The sequence below is a fragment of the Stutzerimonas stutzeri genome, from assembly GCF_002890895.1.
Classification (GTDB): Bacteria; Pseudomonadota; Gammaproteobacteria; order Pseudomonadales; family Pseudomonadaceae; genus Stutzerimonas; species Stutzerimonas stutzeri_AB.
The window spans coordinates 388926-412893 of record NZ_POUL01000002.1 but is presented as its reverse complement, the minus strand read 5'-3'; the positions used below and the strand labels follow the sequence as shown (position 1 = coordinate 412893).

The window sequence follows — 23968 nt, the reverse complement described above, 5'->3', positions numbered from 1 at the left end:
TTTACTGATGGCTCGTTTTAAAGCACTGCAAACCAACGAGACCGACGGGCGTTTCGAAACAAGCGTGATCGAGCGGGACACCAATGATTTGCCGGCTGGAGAGGTGCTAATACGCGTCAGCTTCTCTTCGCTGAACTACAAGGACGCCCTGTCAGCGAGTGGCAACCGCGGCGTCACCCGCAATTTTCCACATACGCCGGGTATCGATGCGGCTGGGACTGTCGCCGAGTCAAGCGTCAGCGACTTTGCCGTCGGTGATGAAGTCATCGTCACCGGTTATGACCTCGGGATGAACACGTCGGGCGGTTTCGGCCAATACATTCGCGTGCCAGCTGCGTGGGTGATAAAGCGTCCGGTCGGGCTGTCTCTGCGTGAGGCCATGGCTCTCGGAACGGCCGGCCTGACCGCTGCACTATGCATAGACAAGCTTGAACAGGCAGGTCTCGAACCGACTGATTCGCCGATCCTGGTAACAGGCGCGACCGGGGGTGTCGGCAGCATTGCGATAGCCCTGCTGTCCAAGCTTGGATACAGGGTGGCCGCAGTGACGGGCAAGGCTGAGCAAGGCGACTTCCTTCGCAAGCTTGGCGCTACGGAAATCGTTGGGCGTAGTGCGCTGCAGGCCGGTACCGAGAAGCCGTTGCTCAAAGAACAATGGGCGGGAGCGGTCGATACGGTGGGCGGCGACATATTGTTCAACGCAGTGAAGTCACTGCGACGTGGCGGGAGTGTCGCCTGTTGCGGCCTAACCGCCGGAACAAATTTTCAGGCCAGCGTGCTGCCATTCATCCTGCGTGGGGTGAATCTGTTAGGGGTTGATTCGGTTGAAATCCCGTTGGTCGTGAAGGCGTCCATGTGGGACAAGCTTTCCGTGCAATGGAAGCTGCCTAATCTTGATGACCTGGTACAGGAGATTTCGCTGGATCAGTTGCCTGAAGCGATTGAACGAACCCTGGCAGGACAACAGACTGGAAGGATATTGATTCGACTCGACTGATGGCGGCTGCTCTGGCGCCATTAGCATTTTGCTTGTTGAGCATAGTCAAAAACGATTTATCAGCCTTTATCGATTGAGCGAAGCTAACGCTATTTCAACATAGCAGGAGCCGCTCATGAAAATACTGGCCGAGAAAATCAAGGCAGCGTTCGGTAAGCATCCGATCGTTGCCGCGGAGCGGATAGAGCATCCGAACTTCTGGATGTACCAGTAATAAAAAACCCGCCGAGAGGCGGGTTTTTTTATAGCGCAGCGTTGGCCTCAGCCTTGTCTGCGACGAAACAACGGAAGGGGTTCGTCTGCGGCAGACTGGTAGGTAACGGAGAAATCGTTCAGCCCTTCCAGCGCATCGTAGGGGTCGCGATCCGGGCGCACCGCGAAGGCGTCGAAACCACAACGGCGCATGTAGAACAGCTGGTCACGCAGCACATCCCCAATGGCACGTATTTCCCCTTTGTAGCCGTAGCGATCACGTAGCAGGCGCGCACTGGAGTAATGGCGGCCGTCGGTGAATGCAGGGAAGTTGAGCGCGATGACCTGAAAGTTTTCCAGTTCTTCGGCGATCTCTTCCACGGCCTCGTCGGAGTCCAGCCAGATGCCAAGACCGCCATCACGAGCCTTCAGGGCGTGAGCGTGATCGAGCCATAGCTGGAACGGCACTATCAGGTCGTCGCAGTTGGAAAGGCCGTCAAGGGTCACATCTTTAGGCAGCAGGTGCCAGGTCTCGTCGATGACCTGACCGTCCTTAATGATTCGCTGCATAGACACGCTCCTTGAAGGGGTCGATACCGATTCGGCGGAAAGTATCGAGAAACTGTTCATCTTCAGTACGGTACTCCACGTAGACGCCGATGACCTTTTCGATCACATCGGGCATGACATCCTGAGCAAATGAAGGGCCGAGTATCTGGCCGAGACTCGCGTTGCGCCCGGAACTTCCACCGAGCGAAACCTGATAGAACTCGGCGCCTTTCTTGTCCACGCCAAGGATGCCGATGTGGCCTACATGGTGGTGCCCACAGGCGTTCATGCAGCCCGAAATGTTCAGGTCGACATCACCGATATCGAACAGGTAATCCATGTCATCGAAGCGGCGCTGGATAGCTTCGGCAATCGGGATCGATTTGGCATTGGCCAGGGAGCAGAAATCGCCGCCCGGGCAGCAGATGATGTCGGTCAGCAAGCCGATGTTCGGCGTGGCGACACCCAGTTCCCGCAGCTCATGCCAGAGTTCGAACAGGCGTGCCTGCTCGACATCGGCCAGGATCATGTTCTGCTCGTGAGAGTTGCGTACTTCGCCAAAGCTGTATCGGTCCGCCAGATCGGCAATGGTGTCGAGCTGCTTGTCTGTCACATCACCCGGGGCTACGCCGGTGCTTTTCAGGGACAGCGTTACGGCTGCATAGCCGGGCTTTTTATGAGCGACGACATTCCGCTCCCGCCAGCGAGCGAAGCCGGGATGCTCCGCATCAAGCTGCGCGAGTGCAGCGCTCTGGTCGTCCAGAGGCTTGTAAGCGGGATCGACGAAGAATTTGCTGACCCGGTCGACTTCGGCCTCGGTCAGTGTATTTGCGCCGTCTTTCAGATAAGACCATTCAGCCTCGACACGCTCGGCGAACACTTCCGGGGTAAGCGCTTTGACCAGGATCTTGATCCGCGCCTTGAACTTGTTGTCACGACGGCCATAGCGGTTGTATACGCGCAGGATCGCATCGAGATAGGTCAGCAGGTGCTGCCATGGCAAAAATTCATTGATGAAGCTGCCTACGATCGGCGTTCGGCCAAGGCCGCCACCGACCGACACGCGGAAGCCCAGCTCGCCGGCATCGTTGTTTATCGCTTCGAGACCAATGTCATGCACTTCGATTGCGGCACGGTCGCTCACGGCGCCGTTAACGGCGATCTTGAACTTGCGCGGCAGGAATGCGAATTCCGGGTGGAAGGTCGACCACTGACGAATGATTTCGCACCAGGGACGTGGGTCGATGAGCTCGTCCTTGGCAACGCCGGCGAACTGGTCGGTGGTGGTGTTACGAATGCAGTTGCCGCTGGTCTGGATGGCATGCATCTGGACAGTTGCGAGTTCGCCAAGAATATCGGGTACGTCTTCCAGTTCCGGCCAGTTGAGCTGAACGTTGGTCCGGGTGCTGATATGGGCATAACCCTTGTCGTACTTGCGAGTGATGTCGGCCAGCTTGCGGATCTGAGTAGACGACAACAGCCCATAGGGCACAGCAATACGCAGCATCGGCGCATAGCGCTGGATGTACAGACCGTTTTGCAGGCGAAGAGGCAACAGTTCTGCGTCAGTCAGTTCACCGGCGAGATAGCGGCGAATCTGGTCACGGAACTGACGCACGCGATCCTCGATGATGTGTTGGTCATACTGGTCGTATACGTACATAAATGTCCTGTTTTTTCAGGCTGTCTACAGCTTCTGCGCGCACGGCCGCGCACCCGTTGATGGGAGGCCGGCACGATACCAGCTAGCGTTTATGCGCAAAAGTGATGTTTGGGAATATGTTTAGAACGAAACGCTGCTTTTCAGGCATTTCAATCACTGGCCTTGAGCGCTCCGTATGCATGGTCTTAACTGCAATCAATGCGATCCTCAACGACAAGGTATACCGCTGTGTCAGAGCATTTTAATCGCCATGATAATGACAGCCGCGCAGATGCCGCCGCGATCTTCTTTCTGATCCTGCTCGCAGTAGCGACCGCAGTGTTCTGGGTAAGCCACCAGTAGACCAGGCGGCTCCTGGTAACCGATCAAACGCCGACCAGATAGAGCACCAGCTTGACGACGCCGAGTATCACCAGAACGAACGCTACGGTGAATCCGATGCCCAGAAGAATGAAGTGGCTGGGTTTACCGTGGCTGAAGTCCCGTTCTCGATTTTTCCCGCTTTGCACGCCCAAAGCGCCGGCCAGCATGCTTTGAAGCATCTGCCGCAGCGTGAGCGATTTGGGTTGCCGGTCTTCACTCATAACTGTCTCCGCAAGGCTCGCTGTTCTGAAGTCTAGTCAGCAATCCAGCTTCTGCAGCTATCGATCCGATAACCAACTGAGCCAATGCATCGTCAGGTCTGTCGTTGCTTGATCTTGCCCAGGCCGGCGCGTAAGGTTCGCGGCTTGGCCGCCTAGCGGTTGAATACATGAAGTGCGTGGTGCCCGGATCTTGGTCCGGGTTAAATGGGAAATCAGTGCAAGCTGATGCTGCCCCCGCAACGGTAGAGTCGATTCGACTGAGCCCGATACCAGCCCGTACTTCCCAGGAACAGTCGCGGTGGGCGACGTCCTCAGAGTATGCCGTCTGCCTGTCTGGTCAGCGGCAGTTCTGTTGCCCACTGCACCCGGATGGAGTGGGCATGTCTTTCGCGTTTCGCTGCGTGTTTCTGGCGCTTCTGCTGCTGGCTCCAACGGTGCCGGCCAGTGCCAATCAGGTCAATGCGATCATTTCGCAGTACAGCGCTGCCGAGTTCGCTTCAGCCGCGGCCATCTTCAAGCAACGATACCCCGACCGTGCCGTCAGCGCGCGCACCCCCGAACAGCTGGCTGAGCTGGACGATGCCGAGGTCGGCCAATGGCTTGCCAGCGGAACGCGTTTGCTCGTGGTTGGCGTATTCGGGCCAGAAGCGGAGCGGTTGCGCCCGCTGATCGACCAACACAGCGCTGGCGAGCGCTTCATCATGCACAGTGACCAGGCGCTAGTGGCGCTAAGCCGTAGCGATGGACTCATGCTCTTTGCCAACCGAGACCAGGCTGTGCGCTTCGGTGCTGAGAAACCCGGCGGCGACCTGGGTGACTGGGTGCACTCACTGGCGGCGGCCAATCCGATCCAGGCGCAATGGATAGAAGCGCGCAGCTATTGGCTGGCTGGTGGCAGCGACAATATTGCGCGTTTGCTGGCCTGGTTGACGGCTCGTGGCACTTCACGCGGCAACGCCGAGCCTGCAAAGGCGAGGCCGGCGTTGCGGTTCTATCAAGATGGGACGATAAAGGAGTCGTCGGAGCTGGCTTGGCGCGGTGAGCGATTGGTCGCGGTGATCGACCATGGGCGAGCTGACCGACGCGGAGATTCCGACCTCAACGATGCGCTGTGTCAGACGCTGCAACAACGCGATATCGCGTGCGTCAGTCTCTTTGGCAGCTGGGGCTACGGCACACTACAGGCGCTGCGCTGGCTCAACAGCGCAGAACATCCACCACTGGCAGCGGTCGTCGTGCTGCAAGATTTTGTGCTTGGTGGCGGCGAGGGTCGTGAAGACGCCACGGAGCTGCTGAGTCAACTCAATGTGCCCGTGCTGAAGGCGCTGCGTCTGGATGACCGAGATGAGAACGCGTGGCAGCTGTCCAGTGATGGGCTCGCTCGCGACAAGGTGCATTACCAGCTTGCAATGCCGGAATTGCAGGGCACCAGTCAGCCGATGGTGCTGGCGGCGTGGGAGTCGTCGCAGATCGACCCGAACTCAGGGATTCGCTTTGGCTTCAGCCAGCCGATGCCATCTCGTGTCGAGGCCATGGCGGCGCGCCTGGCCCGTTGGCATCAATTGCAAACCAAGCCCAATGCGGACAAGCGGCTGGCTCTCATCTACTACAACCATCCACCAGGGCGGCACAACATCGGGGCAGACAACCTGGATGTACCGCAATCGCTGTTCGCCATTCTTCAACGCTTGAAAGCCGAAGGCTACAACACCGGCACCTTGCCGGACTCGCCGGAGCACTTGCTGGAACAGCTGCAGGAGCAGGGCGTCAATCTGCCTGAACAGGGCGACGCGCTGGCTGCGATGGCGAAGAAAGCCGTTACCGTCAACACTCATAGCTACCGTCGTTGGTTCCGTTCGCTGCCTTCGGCAATGCAGGCCGAGATGGTGCAGGGCCCGTTGGGATACTGGAACGCACAAATGCGTCGTGCGCTGCACGCCTCACATCTCGACAGCGCCCGGTTGACGCTGAAAACAGGTTCCAGCGAGTTGCACCATGTGCTCGACGGTGTTGTGCATCCGGCCCGCGAGCGCGCGCTGGATCTACTGGCGCAACTCGAAACGTTCTATGAGCAGGCACTTAGTCAGCCGGGCCTGGCTGATTGGGAGCAGGCCGAAAACCTGATCCAGGCGCTGGCGGATACCGGTATCGAGGGGCTGCGTGGCTGGGGTGAGGCGCCGGGTCAGGTCATGGTGCATGACGGCCAGATGGTCCTGCCGGGGGTACGGTTTGGCAATATTTTCATCGGGCCGCAGCCACCCAGGGGCTGGGAGGTCGATGAGGAACTGCTGCACGCCAACCTGGTATTTCCTCCACCCCATCAGTACCTGGCCCTGTATCACTGGCTACATGACGAGTTCAGAGCCGATGCGCTGATCCACCTCGGTCGCCATTCCACCTACGAGTTCTTGCCACGACGTCGAGCAGGACTCAGCGCTGAGGACTATCCGACGCAGATCGTCGGCGACCTGCCGAGCATCTATCCCTACATTGTCGACGGCGTTGGCGAAGGAATTCAGGCCAAACGCCGCGGCCTTGCCGTCATGATCGATCACCTGACGCCGCCGCTGGTGGCTACCCCGCTGTATGACGATCTGCTCAAGCTGCGCCAGTTGATCGAGAGCTTCGAGACGGGTACTGGCAGCAGCGAAGGCCCGGCGCGGCGAGCCACCATTGCCGAAATCAAGCGACTGGTCACCCGTTCCGGTCTGGAGCCAGAACTGCGCGCGTCCATGGCCGAGCCGCTGGCCGCCCGCGGAATCGATTTCGAACAGGTGGACGATGACCTGCTGGTGCATGAGGTCGGGCATTACCTGACGAATATCCAGGAGCGCTTCATGCCGCTCGGTTTGCATGTGTTCGGCAAGCCCTGGGCGCCGGAAGCCGTGGATACTTTGTTTGCATCCATGAACACTGATCAGGCGCGTTACCGACAGGCACTGGTTGATTCGCCGGCTGCAGAAATGCAGGCGCTGATTGACGCCCTCAATGGCGGATTCGTCGCGCCAGGAAAGGGCAATGACCCGATCCGTACGCCGGAAGCGCTGCCGACTGGACGAAATTTTCACGCGCTCGACAGCAGCCTGATCCCGAGTCGCATTGGTTGGAACATCGGCCACGAGTTGGCCGAGCGCGCGCGCGAACGCCCGACGGAGCAGGGTGGACGCGAAGCAGTCATTTTATGGGCGTCCGACACCGTGCGGGACGAAGGCGCCATGATTGCCTTCGGTTTGGCGTTGCTCGGAGTAGAACCTGTCTGGAACAGCCGGGGCATCGTCGAAGGCATCAAGAGGATGCCGGCAGCGGCCGGACGCGAGCGGCGCGACCTGATGTTTACCACTTCCGGTCTGTTCCGCGACCTCTATGCCGATCAGCTTGCGCTGCTTGAACGCGGTGTACTGCTTGCGCTGGACGGCGCCAGCGAAACTATCCGGCGCGACTATCCCGCTTTGCGCACCGCACTGGATGCGGCTCTGCAGCCCCTCGGGCCACTCGCCAACGCCGGCAACGAAAGCCTGCAGCTAAACCTGGTGGCGGCCAATTGGGTCAGGGATGCCGCTCGGCGGCTCGACGCGGGTGCGGACGCCGAACAGGCAGGCAGCCTTGCTGCGCTGCGGCTGTTCGGTGTTGCACCAGGCGCTTATGGCGCCGGTGTCAATACGCTTGTCGAGCGCTCCGGCAGCTGGCAGGAACGCGGTCAGCTTGCGCGTAGTTACGTCAATCGCATGGGCCATGCTTATGGTTTGAAGCATCAGGGCGAGCCCGTTCAGGCAGTGTTCGAGGAAAGCCTTAAACACGTCACCCGCACCTACCTCGGGCGGTCCAGCAACCTGTATGGACTGATGGACAACAATGATGCGTTTGATTACCTCGGCGGGCTGAGCATGGCCGTCGAGCACCTGAGTGGAAAAGCGCCAGAGAATTTCGTCAGCTGGCACAACGATCCGCGCAAGGTGCGCCTCGAGCCGTTGCAGGAGGCACTGCTGGCCGAAATGCGCGGAAGATTCCTGAATCCCGCCTGGATCAAAGCGTTGATGCAACATGACTACGCTGGCGCACGGACCATGGGCAGTGAGTTTCTGGAATATCTGTGGGGCTGGCAGGTCACCAATCCCGACATCATCACCGACAGTGCCTGGGGGGAAGTCAAGTCGGTTTATCTCGATGACAAGCACGCGCTGGGTATCGATGAATTTCTCGAGCAGGGCGCCAACGTACACGTCAAAAGCAACATGCTCGCGATTATGCTGGTAGCGATTCAGAAGGGCTTCTGGAAGGCCGACGAGGCGACCCAGCAAGCGCTGGCCAAACAGTTCGCCGTCTTGGTCGCTGAGCATGGTTTGCCAGGAAGCGGACATACCCGGCCGGACCATCCGATGTTCGAATGGCTGATGCCCAAGCTCCCGGAAACACTGCGTGAACCTTTGCAGGCGCGGCTGGATTCTGCGCTGCGCAAAGCGCCGCAACCAAATACGCCAAGCAGCATTCGTGAGATACAGCCGGAGGCCGAGACGCCGCAGGCGGAGCCAGGTCAGGCTGAAACACAAGGTGATCGAAGCGCCAGCCAATATCTCTGGCTGGCAGGGTTGATCGCTCTGCTGTTGTTGGGGCTGGGGATTTGGCGTGGACGTGGGCCACGGTCGAGAGGAGCTGCATAACGTGTTCGACAATCAATTGTTCAGCTGGCTGCACCTGCTGGTGGGCTGGCTTTTGCAACCGGTTACCTGGGGGCTGTTCGGGCTGTTGGCGCTGGCTATTTGCGATGCCGGAGTCGCCATGGGCGAACGATTTGGCGGGCTGCGCCGTTGGGGTCAGCTGCCGGCAGCAGAGATCGAGCGGCGCGCGCGCCGAAGGCTTGATCGAGCCGATCTGGTGGCGCGGGTAGGTCCCATGCTGGGACTGATGGGAACGCTGATCCCGCTAGGCCCTGGCTTGGCAGCCCTGGGCGATGGCAATGTCCAGATTCTCAGCGTGGCTATGCGTGTAGCCTTCGACACGACGGTGCTGGGTTTGCTGATCGGCGTGCTGGGCTTCGCACTGGGACGCTTACGCAGGCGCTGGTACGACGAGCTGCTGGACGAGTTGGAAGCCCAAACAGTCAAGGAGCGCGAAGATGAGTCGGCGGTGGCGCTCTAGTCGGTTCGCGGCTGGCGACGACGATCCGCTGGGCCCGCTAGCCAACATGGTCGATGTCGTGCTGGTGTTTGCCTGCGGACTGATTGCGGCGCTTGTCGCCCAGACGGATTTGCTCCAACAACTGAATGCATCGAAGCAGCCGGTTGCCGTCGAGCGCGGACGGGAGCTGCCCAAACTGCCGGACAGCCTTGAGGGTGACGGCGGAAAAGGGCTGCAAAGCGTCGGCCAGGTATTCCGTGATCCGGCTACCGGCAAGCTGATCCTGATCGGCGATTGAGGCGTGCTGTAGCCGCATCATTCTGGGGCCACGTGCCGCCCTCAGCCCTTGAACCAGTCCCACAGTCCCAGCGAGTAATTTGGCAGCAGGTTGATACCGAGTGCCGACTTCACCAAGTACAGAGCGACCAGGCCTACCAGCGCTGAAAAGAACAGAAACGTGGTGATCGCGCCGGCCTTGGCCGCCAGTGACAGACTCCGCTGAGCACGGCTCAGGCTGCGCTTGTTTCGCCCGCCAACCAGTACGAAATAATACTGGTTGCTCCACAGATTGAAGGTTCCGCGCCAATCGAACTTGTGCCTGGCCCACGAGCGGGTCGCAAAAGCATTGCGTAACGCGTCCAGTTGCTGCGGGGTAAAGCTTTCTCGCAGTTCGGCAGGGAGCCGTTCCTTGAGTCCGACCACGAAGGGGTCATGATCCAGCGTGACGTTATCGAAGGAGCTGGCGTAGCGTTCAGAGGCGTTATCGGGTTTTGATTCTGGAGCGAGCATAGCGTCAGGTTGCCGTCGAAAAGCGAGAGGAGCGATGACTCATGCAACTACCCGGCCGAAACGCTCCGTAGCGACATCATATGCTCCAATTGCTCGACCAACTGGTTGAAGTCGGGGCGTTGGCTGGGGTCTTCCTGCATGCATTGACGCTGCAGGGTGGCAAGGTGAGAAAGCCGCTCTGGCACGCCGCTTTCATTGCAGCGCTCCAGCAATTCCTCGAGCAAACAGCCGAACGCACGGGTTTCGAGGCGCTGCAGCGCCTGGCCCTCAGGGGTGTCTGGATCGAAGAACGAGGCTGCACCGAAATCGCTGAGCAGCGTTTGGCCACGCGAATCGACCAGCAAATTGTGCGCGTAGAGGTCGCCGTGCAGGATGCCTAGCGCGTGCAGATGACTGGCCGCCGAAGCGGCACCTGTCGCGATCCGCAGCAGTTGGTCTGCAGAAAACCGTCGCGCCGGTGCGTAGCAGTCCCGGGTGCAGCTTGCCAATGACGGTGGACCGGCGAGCACCTGATATGACGGGTCGATGAGTGCCATCAACAAACCCGGTAGCGCATCGGCGCGCTCGGCCAGTGGCCCGGCAATGTCTATCAGGTTGGGGTGTTTGCCTGCGGCGATGCAGGCTGCCATTTCGCTGTGGGGTAGCCCGTCGCTTGTGAGGCTGCCTTTGAACAGCTTGGCCGCCATGGCTTGCGCAGGTTGGCCAAGCGCCTGCCAATCAGCACGATGAACGACGCCGGACGCGCCCTGGCCAAGCACTTCTCTGAGGATGACCTGCTCGCGGTCGACCGGTGGCAGCGGGTGCTGTGCCAAGGTCTGCGCCTCCAGCGCATCGCTGAACGGGTTTCCGGCGAACGCCAGCCAGCTCAGGCGCGGCATGGACAACAGCCACTGCGGCAATGCTGGCAAGCGATTGGCTGCGACGCGCAATAATTCCAGCTGGCGGCAGCTGGCAAGCGTTTCGGGTAAGGCAGCCAGCCGATTGCCCGCGAGCATCAGCTTTTGCAGACGGCTGCAGTGGCCAATCTCGTCAGGCACCTTTTCGAGCTGGTTGTCGGTGAGAATCAACCAGCGCAGCTTGGAAGGCAGCGCTTCGGCGGGCACGTGGCGAATCCGACAGGCCTTGAACCCGACCATCTCCAGATTGGGACAGCGGCCGATCGAGGCGGGCAGCTCGGTGAATGGGTTGTCCGAGCAGAACAGGACGCGCAGCTTGTGCAAACGCGACAGGTCATCAGGCAGGCTGCTGAGCTGGTTCCCGGAAAGGTTGAGCACTTCCAGACTGTCGGCCAGGTCAAAAATCGCTCGGGGGAACGTCTCAAGCTGTTCGGACAGGTCCAGACGGGATGTCCCGGCGAGTTCGCCGCGTTCAAGTTGTGCCAGCGTATGCATGGGAGCTCTCGCATCCGGACGGAACCGGGAATGGGGTCAATGCGCTAGGACAATGCCCTGTGTTGCCGGTTCAATTGCGTCTGGCACGGGCGTTTCGGCCGGTCGGGTGCGTGTGCGCACAAGGCGTTCTGCACGCGCGCGCAGTTGGCCGCAGCCGCCATCGATGTCCTGTCCTGCCGAGTTGCGCACCTTTGTCAGTACGCCGTTCTCATGCAGGTAGCGCATGATCTGGTGAATGCGATCCGCCTCAGGTCGCTGAAACTCGTCGTCATCGAGGCTGTTGTAGGGAATGACGTTCATGATCGCGAACTTGCCGCGAAGCAGCCGAATGATCCCGTCCATCTCCTGCTGGCTGTCGTTGATACCTTTGAGCAGCGTCCACTGATACTGGATTGGGTAGTCGACCAGCCGGGCGTAGGCTTCGCCGAGCTCGACAAGCTCGGCGGGGTCGAAATAGGGCGCTCTCGGTAGCAGCTCTCGGCGCAGGCTCGCATCGGTACTGTGCAGCGATAAGGCCAGCGCCGGCTTCACCTTCTGCTGAGGCAGCCGCTCGAACACTCGCGGATCGCCGACGGTGGAAAAAACGAGGTTCTTGTGGCCGATGCCGCCTTCGGTGCCGAGCAGCTCGATGGCCTCAAGTACGTTGTCCAGATTATGTGCAGGCTCGCCCATGCCCATGAACACGACTTTTTTGACCGGACGGAAGCGGCGCGCGAGGGCGACCTGCGCAACAATCTCGGCGCTGCCCAGTTGGCGGAGCAGGCCGCTCTTGCCCGTCATGCAGAACACGCAGCCCACCGCGCAACCGACTTGGCTCGAGACGCACAGGCCGTCGCGGGGCAATAGCACGCTTTCAACCATCTGACCGTCCGCCAGCATTACCAGCAGCCGCGCGGAACCATCGGTGGCTGGATGCTCGGAGCGCAGACGGGCGAGGCCATCAATTGTCTCGTTCACGCACGGCAAGCCGTTACGTACGGAGAGGGGAAGGAAGTCTTCGGTTTTCTGATGACGCGTGCCGGTATCCAGCGGCCGGCCATTCAGCCAGGCGCGGGTGACCCGACCGATGTGAACGGGCTTGGCGCCAATGGAGGCGAGCTGTTGGTGAATATCTTGGATGCGCATAGGGCGCGCATTCTAGCCAAACGGCGTCAACCGGTCTGTAGCCCGTTGCGCGACATTGAGGATGGTCTATGGCGCTCCGCCAGGCGGTCAGTCCCGGAACCGAGGGCTCCCCAGCGCCATGACGATCAACAGCGCTGCAAGCAGGGCGAACGCCAGCGTCAGCGATGCGTAGTGAGCAATCACGCCAATCAGCGCCGGGCCTGCGAGAACCCCTGCAAAACCGATGGTGGTCGCTGCTGTGATGGCTTGATGGACGGGCATGGTGTGCTGACGGCTCAGCGAGGAGATCAAAACAGGAGAGACGTTGGCGCAGCCAAGCCCGCAGAGCCCATAACCGAGCAGGGCCCACCCCCAATGGTCGGTGAGAACGGTCAGGGCAATGCCGAAGGCAGCCAGCAGCCCACCCAAACCAATCACCCTGGCGGTGCCCAGGCTGTTCACCACCGGCGCCCCGGCGAAGCGTCCTATTGTCACCATGAGCGCGAAACTGGCGTAGCCCAGGCCGCCTTTGGCGGTTTCCAGCGCCTTTTGCTCGGTCAGATAGAGAGCACTCCAGTCCAGCACTGCGCCTTCTGCCAGATACACGACGAAGGTCATGGCGCCCACCAGCAGCACCGCACCTGTCGGTCGGATGAAGGCGACGCCGCCAGCTGGTGCCTTGTCCCGCAAATAGCCGGGCATCACTGTGATGTTGGCCAGCGCGATGACCGCGATCATCAGCAGGGTGCCGGTAGCTGGGGCGAGGCCCAGTGTCAGTGCGCCGGTAAGCGACAGCGCGCCGCTGATCGAGCCCAGACTGAACATGCCGTGGAAGTTCGACATGTGACGCCTGCCAGTGTCGCGCTCGATCACCACCCCCTGAATGTTCAACACGACATCGATCACGCCAAGGCTACCGCCGAAACAGAATAGCGCCACAGCCAACACTGCAATCGATTGGGTGAAAGCAATGCCAATCAGGGCAAGCAGCAGCAAGACGACGCTGCTGAGCACAACGGGACGGATTCCGCGTCGTGTCACCAGCAGCCCGGACAGAGGCATCCAGGTCAGCGAGCCGATACCGATGCACAGCAGCAGGGTGCCGAACAGCGCGTCGCTCATTTCGATGCGCTCGCGCACGTACGGCACCAGCGGTGCCCAGATGGACAGACCGAACCCGGCCATGAAAAAGCCGACACGTGTCGCACGGCGCGCGATGGGGGAGGCGGCATCGAGGGGCTTGGAGGCCGCAGGCATGCTCAGGGTTCCTTGCTCTAAACGGGGGCGACGCTCACTCATACATTGGCTGGAGATCGCGGCGCGCATTCTGTCAAAGAAATGCAGCGAGAGCAGAGAGATAGGTGCCAGCGAAGCCGGATCTCGTCGGATGCAGTCGGCTCAAACCATCCAGCCAGCAAGACACTCATGGTAATCTTCGCGTTTGCCAACATGCGGCCCCGGAGCGGTACATGAAGTTCATTCACCAGCGCGAACACCTCAACGAAGACGACTTCGTGATCATCGAATGCTCGCAACCTTGCAACATCCGCCTGATGAACGACAAGAATTTCCGCAGCTTCAAGAATGGCGGCCGTCATGCATATCACGGCGGCGCTTTCGACAAGTTTCCAGCGAAGATCAAGGTGCCCAACACCGGCTTCTGGAACATCACCATCGACACGGTGACGCGCAAGGCCATCAGTGTCACCCGCAAGCCGACGCTCACCCACTCGATCAAGATCGTCCGCAATTCGCCGTCCGAGCTGAAGTAACCCTTTCTATCCGGTGCGCAGCCTCTGCTGCCGCGAGGTTTCTGGTTGTTCAAATGTCACTTGTCGATTAACGCACCCCCTGCGACGTAATCGCTTGCCTTTGGTGCTTCGTTTAATTAGCTTCACGTGAAGATTCTTTTCGTGGAGACAATTATGCGCAAACCCAAAGGCGGTGATCACGTCGATGGCGTGCTCGCTCAGTGGCAAAGCGTGCGCCCTGAAGGTGACGCATCGCCGATGGCGATCTTTACGCGTGTGTATCGGCTGTCCAAATACCTCAACCGACGCATCGCCGACGTTTTTCGCAAGCACGGTCTGCATGACGGCGAATTTGATCTGCTCGCGACGCTCTATCGCAGCGGCCAACCGCAAGGGCTTACGCCGAACGCCTTGCGGCACGCCGCCGTGCTCAGTTCGGGTGCCATGACCAATCGGCTCGACCGCCTCGAGGCCGCCGGGCTGATCCACCGCGTGCCCAATCCGGACGATCGGCGCAGCCTGTTGATACGCCTCACTGATGAAGGGCAGACCGTATTGCTCGCCTGTCTCGATGAATATCTGGCGACGCTGGACGGTCTACAGGCGCCGCTGGATCAGGAGCAGAGACAGGCCTTGGCGAGCGGCCTTCGCATCCTATTGCGGTCCTTGGAGGAGCAGGGCGATGACTGAGGCAAAACGTGGCACTACAGGTGCGCACCTCGGCATGCTGCTCTGGGCGTTGTTCGTTGGCCTGTCTTTCCCCGCAGTGGGGCTGATGAGCGAAGGCCTGCCGCCGTTGCTACTGACCGCTATCCGTTTCAGCATTGCCGCCTTGGCATTGCTACCCCTGTTATTGCGCCAGAATGAACGCTGGCCAAGCCTGCCGGGGCTGCTTCTGTATGCGTTGATGGGCCTGAGCCTGGCTGGTTTCTTCGGCACCATGTTCTGGGCCGCACACCGTATCAGCGCTCTGTCGATGGCTACGCTGTTCGTCAGTGTGCCGCTGCTGGCCTATTGCATCGGTCGCGGCTTGGGTGTCGAACAACCTGCAGGCCGGCTGCTGGCGATTCTGGCGCTGGGTGCGGTGGGCGCGCTGGGGCTGGCTGTGGCCGAAAGCAACGGAGACATAGCCCAGTTGAAGTTCGGCTTTGGTGAGCTGGCATTCTTTTTCGGCTGCATTGCCTCGGCGATGTACCCGGTGCTGAGCAAGTGGGGGCTGCAGCGCGGAGTACTGGCACCTCAGGCTGGCTTGCGCACGTTCTGGAGCCTACTGATGGGGGCCATGCTGATTGGCGCGCTCGGGCTCGTCTGGGAGCAGCCGACGGCTCTAACCCGGATGGACTGGCGTGATGTCGCGCTGGTGGTCTATCTGGGTGTATTTTCCAGCGGTATGACTTTCTTCCTGCAGCAGCGGGCCACGGCGGCGCTGACCCCGGGGGCGGTGACCGCGTATAGCTACCTGGTTCCGTTCGTATCGATGCTGCTGCTGTTCATCGCCCAACCACAACGAATCGGCTGGCACTGGCTACCGGGCAGTTTGTTGGTGATCATCGCTATCGGATTACTGCTCCGGCGCGGTAAGGCTGCTGCGGCGTAGCGGCGGCGCGTCAAAGACAGCCGTCTAACTGAACGGCTCGCTGCCGCCGCCGCGAGCGTTGAGGTCAAGTGCCCTTCAGTCATCGTCAGCGCTTGCACTCACCGCACCCAGGCAGCGAAGGCGGGTTTGCGGTGCACTGCCGAGGCTCCAGCACTGCTCATCTTCGCTGTACAGTGCTTCCATTACGCTGTTGTAGCTAAACGACCACTGCCGCCGCTCACGGCCGTCGATCGACTCGATGCGCACAACGGTTTCCTCACTGGCGAAAGGCTCGCCTGCGTTGGCGGCGGCATCGGCGCGGTCGAGCAAGTCATCGTTAAGGGTGAACTGCCAGGCGTGCAGACCGTCGACTTCAAGCATGTCAGCGGATTCCAGTTCATCGAGCAGGTAGCGGGGTTCGGTAGACATTGCACGCTTCGCGAATGGGTTGATTGAGGTAGGTTGCGTGGCCGCCCAGAGATATGGGACGGCCAGAGTTGGCTCAGTTGTCGTAACCCAGGTTCGGCATCAGCCAGCGCTCCGTGACAGTGATGTCTTGGCCCTTGCGAGAGCTGTAGCGCTCGGCCTGGTCCTTGTCGATCTTGCCTACTGCGAAGTACTGCGCCTGAGGATGGGCGAAATACCAACCACTGACTGCAGCTGTCGGGAACATTGCGTAATGCTCGGTCAGGGTGACCTGACTGACGCCGTCGGCATCAAGCAGCTGGAACAGCGTGCCTTTTTCAGTGTGGTCGGGACAGGCTGGGTAGCCCGGGGCAGGGCGGATGCCTTTGTATTGCTCCTTGATCAGCTCTTCGTTGCTCAGCTGTTCTTCAGGATCGTAGCCCCACCATTGCTTACGGACCTGCTGGTGCAACCACTCGGCACAGGCCTCGGCGAGGCGATCGGCAAGCGCCTTGACCATGATTGAGTTGTAGTCATCGCCGGCGTCTTGATAGGCCTTCGCCACTTCTTCAGCGCCAATACCGGCCGTGGTAATGAAGCCACCCACGTAGTCGGTCACTCCGCTGCTTTTCGGTGCGACGAAGTCGGCCAGCGAAAAGTTCGGCTTGCCGTCTGTCTTCACCGTTTGCTGGCGCAGGTGGTGAAGTGTGGCGAGGGCTTCGCCGTCGTCGCCATAGACCTGGATGTCGTCTTCGTCGACTTGGTTGGCCGGCCAGAAGCCGAACACGGCGCGCGCCTTGATCAGCTTTTCATCGACCAGCTTGGTGAGCATCGCCTGGGCATCGTTGAACAGTGAGGTGGCGGCTTCGCCAACGACTTCGTCCTCGAGGATGCGTGGATACTTACCGGCGAGATCCCATGAAATGAAGAACGGTGTCCAGTCGATGTAATCGATCAGGGTACGCAGGTCGATATCTTCCAGGACCTTACGGCCGGTGAATGTCGGTTTGACCGGCGAGTACGCTGCCCAGTCGAACTGGGGTTTGACCGCAACCGCTTCAGGGTACGTCAGGCGCTCGGTGCGGGCGCTGCGATTAGCGGTGCGCTCGCGAATCATCGCGTATTCTCCACGGGTTTTCTCGACGAAGGCCGGCTTCAGCTCCTTCGAGAGCAAGGTGGTCGCCACCCCTACGGCGCGCGAGGCGTCGGTGACATAGACCACTGCATCGTTCTTGTAATGCGGGTCGATCTTCACCGCTGTATGTGCTTTGGATGTGGTCGCTCCGCCGATCATCAGCGGCAGGTGAAAATCCTGGCGCTGCATTTCACGCGCGACGTGGACCATCTCGTCGAGCGACGGTGTGATCAGGCCGGACAGGCCAATGATGTCGCATTTTTCGGCTATTGCTGTCTGCAGGATCTTTTCAGCCGGGACCATGACGCCCATGTCCACCACGTCGTAGCCGTTACAGCCAAGCACCACGCCGACGATGTTCTTGCCGATGTCATGAACGTCGCCTTTGACGGTTGCCATGAGGATCTTGCCCTTGGCTTCCGGCTTGTCGCCTTTCTCGGCCTCAATGAAAGGAATCAGGTGTGCTACGGCTTGCTTCATCACACGCGCGGACTTGACCACCTGCGGCAAAAACATCTTGCCCGAACCGAACAGGTCGCCGACCACGTTCATGCCGGACATCAGCGGCCCTTCGATGACCTCGATAGGACGCGCGCACTGCTGGCGGAACTCCTCGGTGTCCTGAACGATGTGGGTGGTGATGCCCTTGACCAGCGCATGTTCGAGCCGCTTCTGGACCGTATAACTACGCCATTCCTCGGTTTCCGCTTCTCTGACGCTGCCGTCGCCCTTGAACTCGTCGGCAATGGCCAGCAGCGCTTCGGTGCCGTTCGGCGTGCGGTTGAGCACCACGTCCTCGACTGCATCGCGCAGTTTTTTCGGGATCTCGTCGTAGATCTCCAGCTGACCGGCGTTGACGATGCCCATCGTCAGGCCGTTCTGGATCGCGTAGTAGAGGAACACCGAGTGAATCGCTTCGCGCACCGGATTATTGCCGCGGAACGAGAACGAGACGTTCGATACGCCGCCCGAGGTCAGGGCGTAGGGAAGGTTGTCGCGGATATAGGCGCAGGCTTCGATGAAGTCCACGGCATAGTTGTTGTGTTCTTCGATGCCGGTAGCGACGGCAAAGATGTTCGGGTCGAAAATGATGTCTTCCGGTGGGAAGCCCACTTCATCCACCAGAATGTCGTAGGACCGCTGGCAGATCTCGCGCTTGCGTGCAGCGGTATCGGCCTGACCGGCTTCGTCGAAGGCCATGACCACCACGGCGGCGCCGTAGCGCTTGCATAGCCGCGCATGGTGTTTGAAGGCGTCGACGCCTTCCTTCATGGAGATGGAGTTGACGATGCCTTTGCCCTGGATGCACTTGAGGCCCGCTTCGATCACTTCCCACTTGGAGGAGTCGATCATGATCGGCACGCGTGAAATGTCTGGCTCGCCGGCGATCAGATTGAGGAAGGTCACCATGGCCTTCTCTGAATCCAGCATGCCCTCGTCCATGTTGATGTCGATCACCTGTGCGCCGGCCTCGACCTGCTGCAGGGCAACTTCCAGCGCCTCGGTGTAATTCTCTTCACGGATCAGCCGGGCAAACTTGGCCGAGCCGGTAATGTTGGTGCGTTCGCCTACGTTGACGAACAGCGAACTACGATCGATGGTGAAGGGCTCGAGACCGGACAGCCGGCAGGCCTTGGGAATATCGGGTATGACGCGCGGCGGGTACTTCGCAACGGCATTAGCAATCGCCTCGATATGCGCAGGCGTCGTACCGCAGCAGCCACCGACAATATTGAGAAAGCCGCTGGAGGCGAATTCCTCGACCACCCGGGCCATTTCTGCCGGGCTTTCATCGTATTCACCAAAGGCGTTCGGCAGGCCCGCGTTGGGGTGCGCCGAAACATGGGTTTCGGCCTTGTTAGACAGTTCTTCCAGATAGGGGCGCAGCTCTTTCGCACCCAGGGCGCAGTTGAGGCCGACCGAAATGGGCTTGGCGTGGCGAACCGAGTTCCAGAAGGCTTCGGTGGTCTGGCCGGACAGGGTACGGCCCGAAGCGTCGGTGATGGTCCCGGAGATCATTATCGGCAGCTCGAAGCCGATGTCCTCGAAGACCTGTTGCACGGCGAAGATCGCCGCTTTGGCATTGAGCGTGTCGAAGATGGTCTCGATCAGGATCAGGTCGGACCCGCCTTCGATCAGGCCGCGCGTAGCCTCGGTGTAGTTCTCGACCAGCTCGTCGAAAGTCACGTTGCGGTAGCCGGGATTGTTCACATCCGGTGACAGCGAGCAGGTACGGCTGGTTGGGCCGAGCACGCCGGCAACGAAGCGCGGACGATCGGGCGTTTCAGCCGTCTTGGCGTCGGCGGCTTGTCGGGCGAGGCGGGCGCCTTCGACGTTCAGCTCGTAGACCAGCTCTTCCATGCCGTAATCCGCCTGGGATACGCGCGTGGCATTAAAGGTGTTGGTTTCGACGATGTCGGCGCCCGCGTCGAAGTAAGCCTTTTCAATCGCGCTGATGGCGTCCGGCCGGGTGAGGATCAACAGGTCGTTGTTGCCTTTCAGATCCTGCGGCCAGTCGGCGAAGCGCTCGCCGCGGTAGTCGGACTCTTCCAGTTTGTAACTCTGGATCATCGTGCCCATGCCGCCGTCGAGAATCAGGATGCGCTCCTTGAGGGCCTGCTGGAGTGCCTGGAGACGGGCATTACGGTCGAGCATGAGAACTACCTGAAACTGGTTGCGAGGACCGCGAATAATAGCAAAGCTGCACCCTTTTTGATCACTAGCTGATTTACATGAGCAGCGCTCATGTTGATAAGGTGCTCGTAAGCGACAGGCCTATGCGTAGGCAGGTAAGTCCTACTAAAACACTAGGACTTTATCCGGGGCGGTGGTTGGCGTACACTGCCGGGCATGTATGAGAGGAGTTCCCATGAGCGCCATTACCATTACCGAAGCTGCACACGATTACCTGGCCGACCTGCTTGAAAAGCAGAACACTACCGGGATCGGTATCCGGGTCTTTATCACTCAGCCAGGCACGCCTTACGCTGAAACCTGCATCGCCTATTGCAAACCGGGCGAGGAAAAGCCGGACGACATCGCGGTCTCTCTTAAGAGCTTTACCGCCTGGATCGACGGCACCAGCGAACCCTTCCTGGAAGACGCCCTGGTTGATTACGCCACTGACCGCATGGGCGGACAGCTGACTATCAAGGCACCCAACGCCAAGCTGCCGATGGTCAATGAAGACAGCCCGCTCAATGATCGCATCAATTATTACCTGCAGACCGAAATCAATCCCGGACTTGCCAGCCATGGCGGGCAGGTGACTTTGATCGATGTGGTGGACGAAGGCGTGGCAGTGCTGCAGTTCGGAGGTGGGTGCCAAGGTTGCGGTCAGGCTGATGTAACGCTCAAGGAAGGTATTGAAAAAACCTTGCTGGAAAGGATCCCGGAACTGAAGGGCGTGCGTGATGTGACCGACCACACCAACCGCGACAATGCCTATTATTGAGTAGTAACGGCCTAAACGGTGGCTGTTTCGGTCAGCTTGATGGCTGATTGCTACTATCTTTTCGCGTCGTCCCCACAGCGCCCGCTAGCTGAGATAAGCTGTCCAGGATCCAGAGGCCTGGCCAAGTGAGCGAGCGCTGCATGTCTGCCGTTTCCCTTTTGATTTGCGATGATTCCAGCCTGGCGCGCAAGCAATTGCTGCGCGCACTGCCGGCTGAGTGGCCGCTGGATATTTCTCAGGCTGCCAGTGGTCGCGAGGCGCTTGAAAGAATTCGTGAAGGGGACATTGATGTCTTGCTGCTCGATCTGACCATGCCAGACATGGACGGCTATGGGTTGCTGGCAGCCCTTCGCCACGAGCAGCTGGAATGCAAGGTCATCGTGATCTCGGCGGACGTCCAGGAAGAGGCCGTCCGCCGGGTGCTGGAATTGGGGGCGCTGGCATTCATTCGCAAGCCTGCCGATCCCGTACATTTGCAGCAGACCCTGGCGGGGCTTGGGGTTGTCGGCAGCGAATTTTCGGCGCTCGGAGAGCGAAACGCCGGTCCGGTTGCGTTCCGCGATGCCTTCCGTGAGGTGGTTAACGTAGCGATGGGGCGAGCGGCGGCATTGCTCGCCAAGGTGCTAGGGGTGTTCGTGCAGCTGCCCATCCCCAATGTGAACATCCTCGAAGTCGGCGAATTGCACATGGCGCTGGCTGATGCCGCTCAAGGCGACAAGCTGTCGGCGGTGTGCCAGGGTTATATCGGCGGCGGCATCGCCGGCGAGGCACTGCTGATATTCCACGATTCCGAGATTGCCGACATGGCGCGTCTGATGCGCGCCGATGATTACCTCGAACTGGAGATGCTGCTCGATCTTTCCAGTCTTCTGATCAGCGCATGTCTGAGCGGTATAGCAGACCAGATCGATGTGGTTTTTTCTCAAGGGCACCCGCAGGTGCTGGGCCAGCATGCTTCAATCGACGAACTGATACGTCTCAACCGTAAACGCTGGAAAAACACCTTGGCGGTTGAAATCAGCTACAGCCTAGAAGGTCATGACATCCATTTCGACCTGCTCTTGCTGTTCACCGAAGACTCGGTTGAGCTGCTGTCACGCAAACTCGTCCCGTTGATGAGCTGAACATGTCCGAGCCGAACGATCTAAGCGAACTCCACTGGTTACTGGCCATCGTCCAGAGTATCGACGTGGGTGTCGTGGTGCTTGACCGCGAGTATCGCATCGATGTCTGGAATACGTTCATGGAGAACCGCTCCGGACGGTTGCCTGAAGAGGCGCGCAAGAAAACTTTCTTTGAGCTGTTTCCTGAAGTCGACGAGCACTGGTTTCGCCGTAAGGTGGAGAACGTCGCTACGCTCGGGACGCCGTCGTTCACCATCTGGGAGCAGCGGCCGTATCTGTTGCGATTCAAAAACTACCAGCCGATTACCGGACTGGAAGATTTCATGTACCAGAACACCACTTTGATGCCATTGAAGGCGCTCAACGGCAGAATCGAACAGATCTGCCTGATCATCTATGACGTAACCGATGTGGCTACCAACCGTCGCCAGTTGCAAGCGGCGAATCAGGAACTGCAGCGCCTATCCAGCACCGACCGCCTGACAGGTTTGTTTAATCGAGGCCATTGGGAGGAGATGCTGCGTCAGGACTATGCGCGACATCTTCGCTATGAGCGCATCGCTGCGCTGGTCATGTTCGATATCGACCACTTCAAGAAGATCAACGACAGTTACGGCCATCAGGCCGGCGATGCCGTGATCCAGCAAACTGCCGAGCTTGTTCGGCAGTGCATGCGCGACGCGGATATTGCCGGACGCTACGGCGGTGAGGAGTTCGTGGTACTGCTGCCGGACACCGACAGCGAGGGCGCAGTGACCTTTGCTGAACGGTTACGGCAAACCATTGAGGCCCATGAGGTCGTCTACGACGGGCATAGCATTCGCTTCACCGTCAGTTTGGGAATTGCGGACCTTAGCCAGCCAACCAGTGGTTACGCGCAACTGATTGAGCGCGCAGACAACGCCCTGTATTCATCAAAAGCCGCAGGGCGCAATCAGGTGACGCTGTACCGCTAGGCCTTCGTGCGGGCGCTTAGAAATTTCAGCAAAGTGACTTCTTCACTGCTCATCCACTTGCGCTTTCTCGCCTTGCTCAGTTGCGCCAGTTCGCCAGCGACGAAGGCGTCAAGCACGTCAGGGTGGATGTAGCACTGGCGACACACGGCGGGCGTATTACCGAGTTGGCGAGAAATCTGGGAAACCACATCGACCAGATTGCGGCGCGCCACGGTGTCCGGTTGCCATTCACGCTTGCGCAGGTATTCCAGCGCCAAGGCACTCCCTGCCCAGGTACGATAGTCCTTGGCGGTAAAGTCGCCCCCGGTCATCTCCTGTATGAATGCGTTAACGTCACTGGAGCTGACTGGCCGACGCACACCATGCTCGTCCAGGTACTGAAACAAATGCTGACCTGGCAACTCCATGCAGCGCCGGATGATGCGCGCCAGGCGTTGGTTCTTTAGTGTCACGCGATGCTCTACACCGCTTTTGCCTCGGAACTGAAAACGGATCGCAGCGCCCCGTACATCGACATGACGGGTTCGCAGTGTGGTCAGTCCATAAGAGCGGTTTTCTTTTGCGTATCGCGAGTTGCCAACACGGATCAGGGTCGATTCGAGCAACTGCACCAGCAGCGCCATTACCTTTTCCCTTGGCATGCCATGCAAAGACAACTGCTGCTGCAGGCGCTCTCGCATACGCGGCAGGGCAGAACCGAATAACAGGACACGTTCATACTTGCTGCTGTCGCGGATCTCACGCCAGCGAGGGTGATAACGATATTGCTTGCGACCGCGAGCATCGCGTCCAGTCGCCTGCATATGGCCTTGAGGATCCGGGCATATCCAGACGTCGGAATAAGCGGGCGGGATGGCCAGCTTATTGATGCGGGCTATTTCCTGCACATCAAGGATGCGCTCGCCCGACGGCAGGAAATAAGCAAATTTACCTCTGAGCTTTCGGCGGCTGATGCCTGGCCCGTGATCGTCCACGTAGTGCAGATCGGTAGGTAGCTCAGGGCAGAGGGCCGTGCCGGTATCCGGTATTTCATCCGCCGGCTGCGGGCGAACGCCCTCCGCCAATTGCGGAGCCTTCCCGCTGCCCTGATCGATCAGCATGCATGCTCCTGAAAGGGCCTCTGCCCGGCGTTCTAAGCCCAGCTGCGTCAATGATTGTGCGTTGAATGCAGCCAGGCTGTCCT

At 59.7% G+C, this 23968-nt stretch carries 20 protein-coding genes and 1 riboswitch; of the genes, 10 read left to right on the top strand and 10 right to left on the bottom strand.

The window, feature by feature from the left end:
• Positions 1-7: 7 nt before the first annotated feature.
• Positions 8-997, top strand: a complete 990-nt coding sequence (locus CXK96_RS04755) for a YhdH/YhfP family quinone oxidoreductase (protein WP_102835337.1) — start codon at positions 8-10, stop codon at positions 995-997.
• A gap of 261 nt (positions 998-1258) precedes the next feature.
• Here the strand turns inward: CXK96_RS04755 and CXK96_RS04750 are convergent, their stop codons facing one another.
• The 3 genes from CXK96_RS04750 to CXK96_RS04740 form a co-directional block, all read right to left on the bottom strand.
• Positions 1259-1759, bottom strand: coding sequence for a DUF934 domain-containing protein (locus CXK96_RS04750; protein ID WP_102835336.1), 501 nt, complete (start codon positions 1757-1759; stop codon positions 1259-1261).
• Entirely contained in the window at positions 1743-3401 is a 1659-nt protein-coding gene (locus CXK96_RS04745) for a nitrite/sulfite reductase (protein WP_102835335.1), read from the bottom strand. Before CXK96_RS04745 ends, CXK96_RS04750 begins: the two co-directional genes overlap by 17 nt.
• Positions 3402-3766: 365 nt before the next feature.
• Positions 3767-3985: a DUF2970 domain-containing protein gene (locus tag CXK96_RS04740; RefSeq protein ID WP_102835334.1), complete on the bottom strand. Its 219-nt coding sequence runs from the start codon at positions 3983-3985 to the stop codon at positions 3767-3769.
• A gap of 160 nt (positions 3986-4145) precedes the next feature.
• A riboswitch (cobalamin riboswitch) is annotated at positions 4146-4276 on the top strand.
• A gap of 89 nt (positions 4277-4365) precedes the next feature.
• Here CXK96_RS04740 and CXK96_RS04735 point away from each other — a divergent pair.
• Genes CXK96_RS04735 through CXK96_RS04725 form a run of 3 tightly spaced genes read left to right on the top strand, consistent with a single transcriptional unit; the run spans position 4366 to position 9398 of the window.
• Complete coding sequence (locus CXK96_RS04735; protein WP_102835333.1) at positions 4366-8643, top strand: cobaltochelatase subunit CobN; 4278 nt, start codon at positions 4366-4368, stop codon at positions 8641-8643.
• A gap of 1 nt (position 8644) precedes the next feature.
• The gene (locus tag CXK96_RS04730) at positions 8645-9121 is read left to right on the top strand and encodes a MotA/TolQ/ExbB proton channel family protein (protein ID WP_219807518.1); all 477 of its coding nucleotides are present in this window, start codon (positions 8645-8647) and stop codon (positions 9119-9121) included.
• Positions 9099-9398, top strand: a complete 300-nt coding sequence (locus CXK96_RS04725) for a DUF2149 domain-containing protein (protein ID WP_102835332.1) — start codon at positions 9099-9101, stop codon at positions 9396-9398. The genes CXK96_RS04730 and CXK96_RS04725 overlap by 23 nt, the downstream gene beginning before the upstream one ends.
• Positions 9399-9439: 41 nt before the next feature.
• On the opposite strand, the gene CXK96_RS04720 is transcribed toward CXK96_RS04725, so the two are convergent.
• The 4 genes from CXK96_RS04720 to CXK96_RS04705 form a co-directional block, all read right to left on the bottom strand.
• Positions 9440-9889: a 3-phosphoshikimate 1-carboxyvinyltransferase gene (locus CXK96_RS04720; protein ID WP_102835331.1), complete on the bottom strand. Its 450-nt coding sequence runs from the start codon at positions 9887-9889 to the stop codon at positions 9440-9442.
• Positions 9890-9936: 47 nt separating this feature from the next.
• Positions 9937-11280, bottom strand: a complete 1344-nt coding sequence (locus CXK96_RS04715) for a leucine-rich repeat-containing protein kinase family protein (RefSeq protein ID WP_102835330.1) — start codon at positions 11278-11280, stop codon at positions 9937-9939.
• Positions 11281-11316: 36 nt separating this feature from the next.
• Positions 11317-12405: an RNA methyltransferase gene (locus CXK96_RS04710; protein WP_102835329.1), complete on the bottom strand. Its 1089-nt coding sequence runs from the start codon at positions 12403-12405 to the stop codon at positions 11317-11319.
• An 87-nt stretch (positions 12406-12492) separates the two neighbouring features.
• Positions 12493-13641: an MFS transporter gene (locus tag CXK96_RS04705; protein ID WP_102835328.1), complete on the bottom strand. Its 1149-nt coding sequence runs from the start codon at positions 13639-13641 to the stop codon at positions 12493-12495.
• Between the two features lie 212 nt (positions 13642-13853).
• Between CXK96_RS04705 and CXK96_RS04700 the strand changes: the two genes are divergently transcribed.
• The 3 genes from CXK96_RS04700 (at position 13854) to CXK96_RS04690 (ending at position 15732) form a co-directional block, all read left to right on the top strand.
• Positions 13854-14156, top strand: coding sequence for a DUF1883 domain-containing protein (locus CXK96_RS04700; protein WP_019339196.1), 303 nt, complete (start codon positions 13854-13856; stop codon positions 14154-14156).
• Positions 14157-14309: 153 nt separating this feature from the next.
• Positions 14310-14825 carry a MarR family winged helix-turn-helix transcriptional regulator gene (locus tag CXK96_RS04695; protein ID WP_102835327.1) on the top strand — a complete coding sequence of 172 codons (516 nt, stop codon included), beginning with the start codon at positions 14310-14312 and terminating at the stop codon, positions 14823-14825.
• Positions 14818-15732 carry a DMT family transporter gene (locus CXK96_RS04690; RefSeq protein ID WP_256061598.1) on the top strand — a complete coding sequence of 305 codons (915 nt, stop codon included), beginning with the start codon at positions 14818-14820 and terminating at the stop codon, positions 15730-15732. Before CXK96_RS04695 ends, CXK96_RS04690 begins: the two co-directional genes overlap by 8 nt.
• Before the next feature lie 75 nt (positions 15733-15807).
• Here the strand turns inward: CXK96_RS04690 and CXK96_RS04685 are convergent, their stop codons facing one another.
• Both CXK96_RS04685 and metH read right to left on the bottom strand, forming a co-directional pair.
• The gene (locus tag CXK96_RS04685; protein ID WP_102835326.1) at positions 15808-16140 is read right to left on the bottom strand and encodes a DUF5629 family protein; all 333 of its coding nucleotides are present in this window, start codon (positions 16138-16140) and stop codon (positions 15808-15810) included.
• A 73-nt stretch (positions 16141-16213) separates the two neighbouring features.
• On the bottom strand, positions 16214-19906 hold the full coding sequence (metH, locus tag CXK96_RS04680) for a methionine synthase (protein WP_102835325.1): 3693 nt from the start codon (positions 19904-19906) through the stop codon (positions 16214-16216).
• Between the two features lie 214 nt (positions 19907-20120).
• Between metH and nfuA the strand changes: the two genes are divergently transcribed.
• From nfuA to CXK96_RS04665, 3 genes are all read left to right on the top strand, one after another.
• On the top strand, positions 20121-20705 hold the full coding sequence (gene nfuA / locus CXK96_RS04675) for a Fe-S biogenesis protein NfuA (RefSeq protein WP_102835324.1): 585 nt from the start codon (positions 20121-20123) through the stop codon (positions 20703-20705).
• Positions 20706-20845: 140 nt separating this feature from the next.
• On the top strand, positions 20846-21829 hold the full coding sequence (locus tag CXK96_RS04670) for a response regulator (RefSeq protein WP_102835323.1): 984 nt from the start codon (positions 20846-20848) through the stop codon (positions 21827-21829).
• Between the two features lie 2 nt (positions 21830-21831).
• Complete coding sequence (locus tag CXK96_RS04665) at positions 21832-22785, top strand: sensor domain-containing diguanylate cyclase (RefSeq protein ID WP_102835322.1); 954 nt, start codon at positions 21832-21834, stop codon at positions 22783-22785.
• On the opposite strand, the gene CXK96_RS04660 is transcribed toward CXK96_RS04665, so the two are convergent.
• Positions 22782-23885: a DNA topoisomerase IB gene (locus CXK96_RS04660; RefSeq protein WP_102835321.1), complete on the bottom strand. Its 1104-nt coding sequence runs from the start codon at positions 23883-23885 to the stop codon at positions 22782-22784. The two genes, CXK96_RS04665 and CXK96_RS04660, sit on opposite strands and share 4 nt — an antisense overlap.
• Positions 23886-23968 lie beyond the last annotated feature (83 nt).

Coding starts and splice junctions, on each gene's coding strand:
- CXK96_RS04670 (WP_102835323.1), top strand. CDS start 20,846: ATGTCTGCCGTTTCCCTTTTGATTTGCGATGATTCCAGCCTGGCGCGC.
- nfuA (WP_102835324.1), top strand. CDS start 20,121: ATGAGCGCCATTACCATTACCGAAGCTGCACACGATTACCTGGCCGAC.
- metH (WP_102835325.1), bottom strand. CDS start 19,906: ATGCTCGACCGTAATGCCCGTCTCCAGGCACTCCAGCAGGCCCTCAAG.
- CXK96_RS04750 (WP_102835336.1), bottom strand. CDS start 1,759: ATGCAGCGAATCATTAAGGACGGTCAGGTCATCGACGAGACCTGGCAC.
- CXK96_RS04745 (WP_102835335.1), bottom strand. CDS start 3,401: ATGTACGTATACGACCAGTATGACCAACACATCATCGAGGATCGCGTG.
- CXK96_RS04725 (WP_102835332.1), top strand. CDS start 9,099: ATGAGTCGGCGGTGGCGCTCTAGTCGGTTCGCGGCTGGCGACGACGAT.
- CXK96_RS04685 (WP_102835326.1), bottom strand. CDS start 16,140: ATGTCTACCGAACCCCGCTACCTGCTCGATGAACTGGAATCCGCTGAC.
- CXK96_RS04720 (WP_102835331.1), bottom strand. CDS start 9,889: ATGCTCGCTCCAGAATCAAAACCCGATAACGCCTCTGAACGCTACGCC.
- CXK96_RS04735 (WP_102835333.1), top strand. CDS start 4,366: ATGTCTTTCGCGTTTCGCTGCGTGTTTCTGGCGCTTCTGCTGCTGGCT.
- CXK96_RS04710 (WP_102835329.1), bottom strand. CDS start 12,405: ATGCGCATCCAAGATATTCACCAACAGCTCGCCTCCATTGGCGCCAAG.
- CXK96_RS04700 (WP_019339196.1), top strand. CDS start 13,854: ATGAAGTTCATTCACCAGCGCGAACACCTCAACGAAGACGACTTCGTG.
- CXK96_RS04665 (WP_102835322.1), top strand. CDS start 21,832: ATGTCCGAGCCGAACGATCTAAGCGAACTCCACTGGTTACTGGCCATC.
- CXK96_RS04695 (WP_102835327.1), top strand. CDS start 14,310: ATGCGCAAACCCAAAGGCGGTGATCACGTCGATGGCGTGCTCGCTCAG.
- CXK96_RS04755 (WP_102835337.1), top strand. CDS start 8: ATGGCTCGTTTTAAAGCACTGCAAACCAACGAGACCGACGGGCGTTTC.
- CXK96_RS04740 (WP_102835334.1), bottom strand. CDS start 3,985: ATGAGTGAAGACCGGCAACCCAAATCGCTCACGCTGCGGCAGATGCTT.
- CXK96_RS04660 (WP_102835321.1), bottom strand. CDS start 23,885: ATGCTGATCGATCAGGGCAGCGGGAAGGCTCCGCAATTGGCGGAGGGC.
- CXK96_RS04715 (WP_102835330.1), bottom strand. CDS start 11,280: ATGCATACGCTGGCACAACTTGAACGCGGCGAACTCGCCGGGACATCC.
- CXK96_RS04705 (WP_102835328.1), bottom strand. CDS start 13,641: ATGCCTGCGGCCTCCAAGCCCCTCGATGCCGCCTCCCCCATCGCGCGC.
- CXK96_RS04690 (WP_256061598.1), top strand. CDS start 14,818: ATGACTGAGGCAAAACGTGGCACTACAGGTGCGCACCTCGGCATGCTG.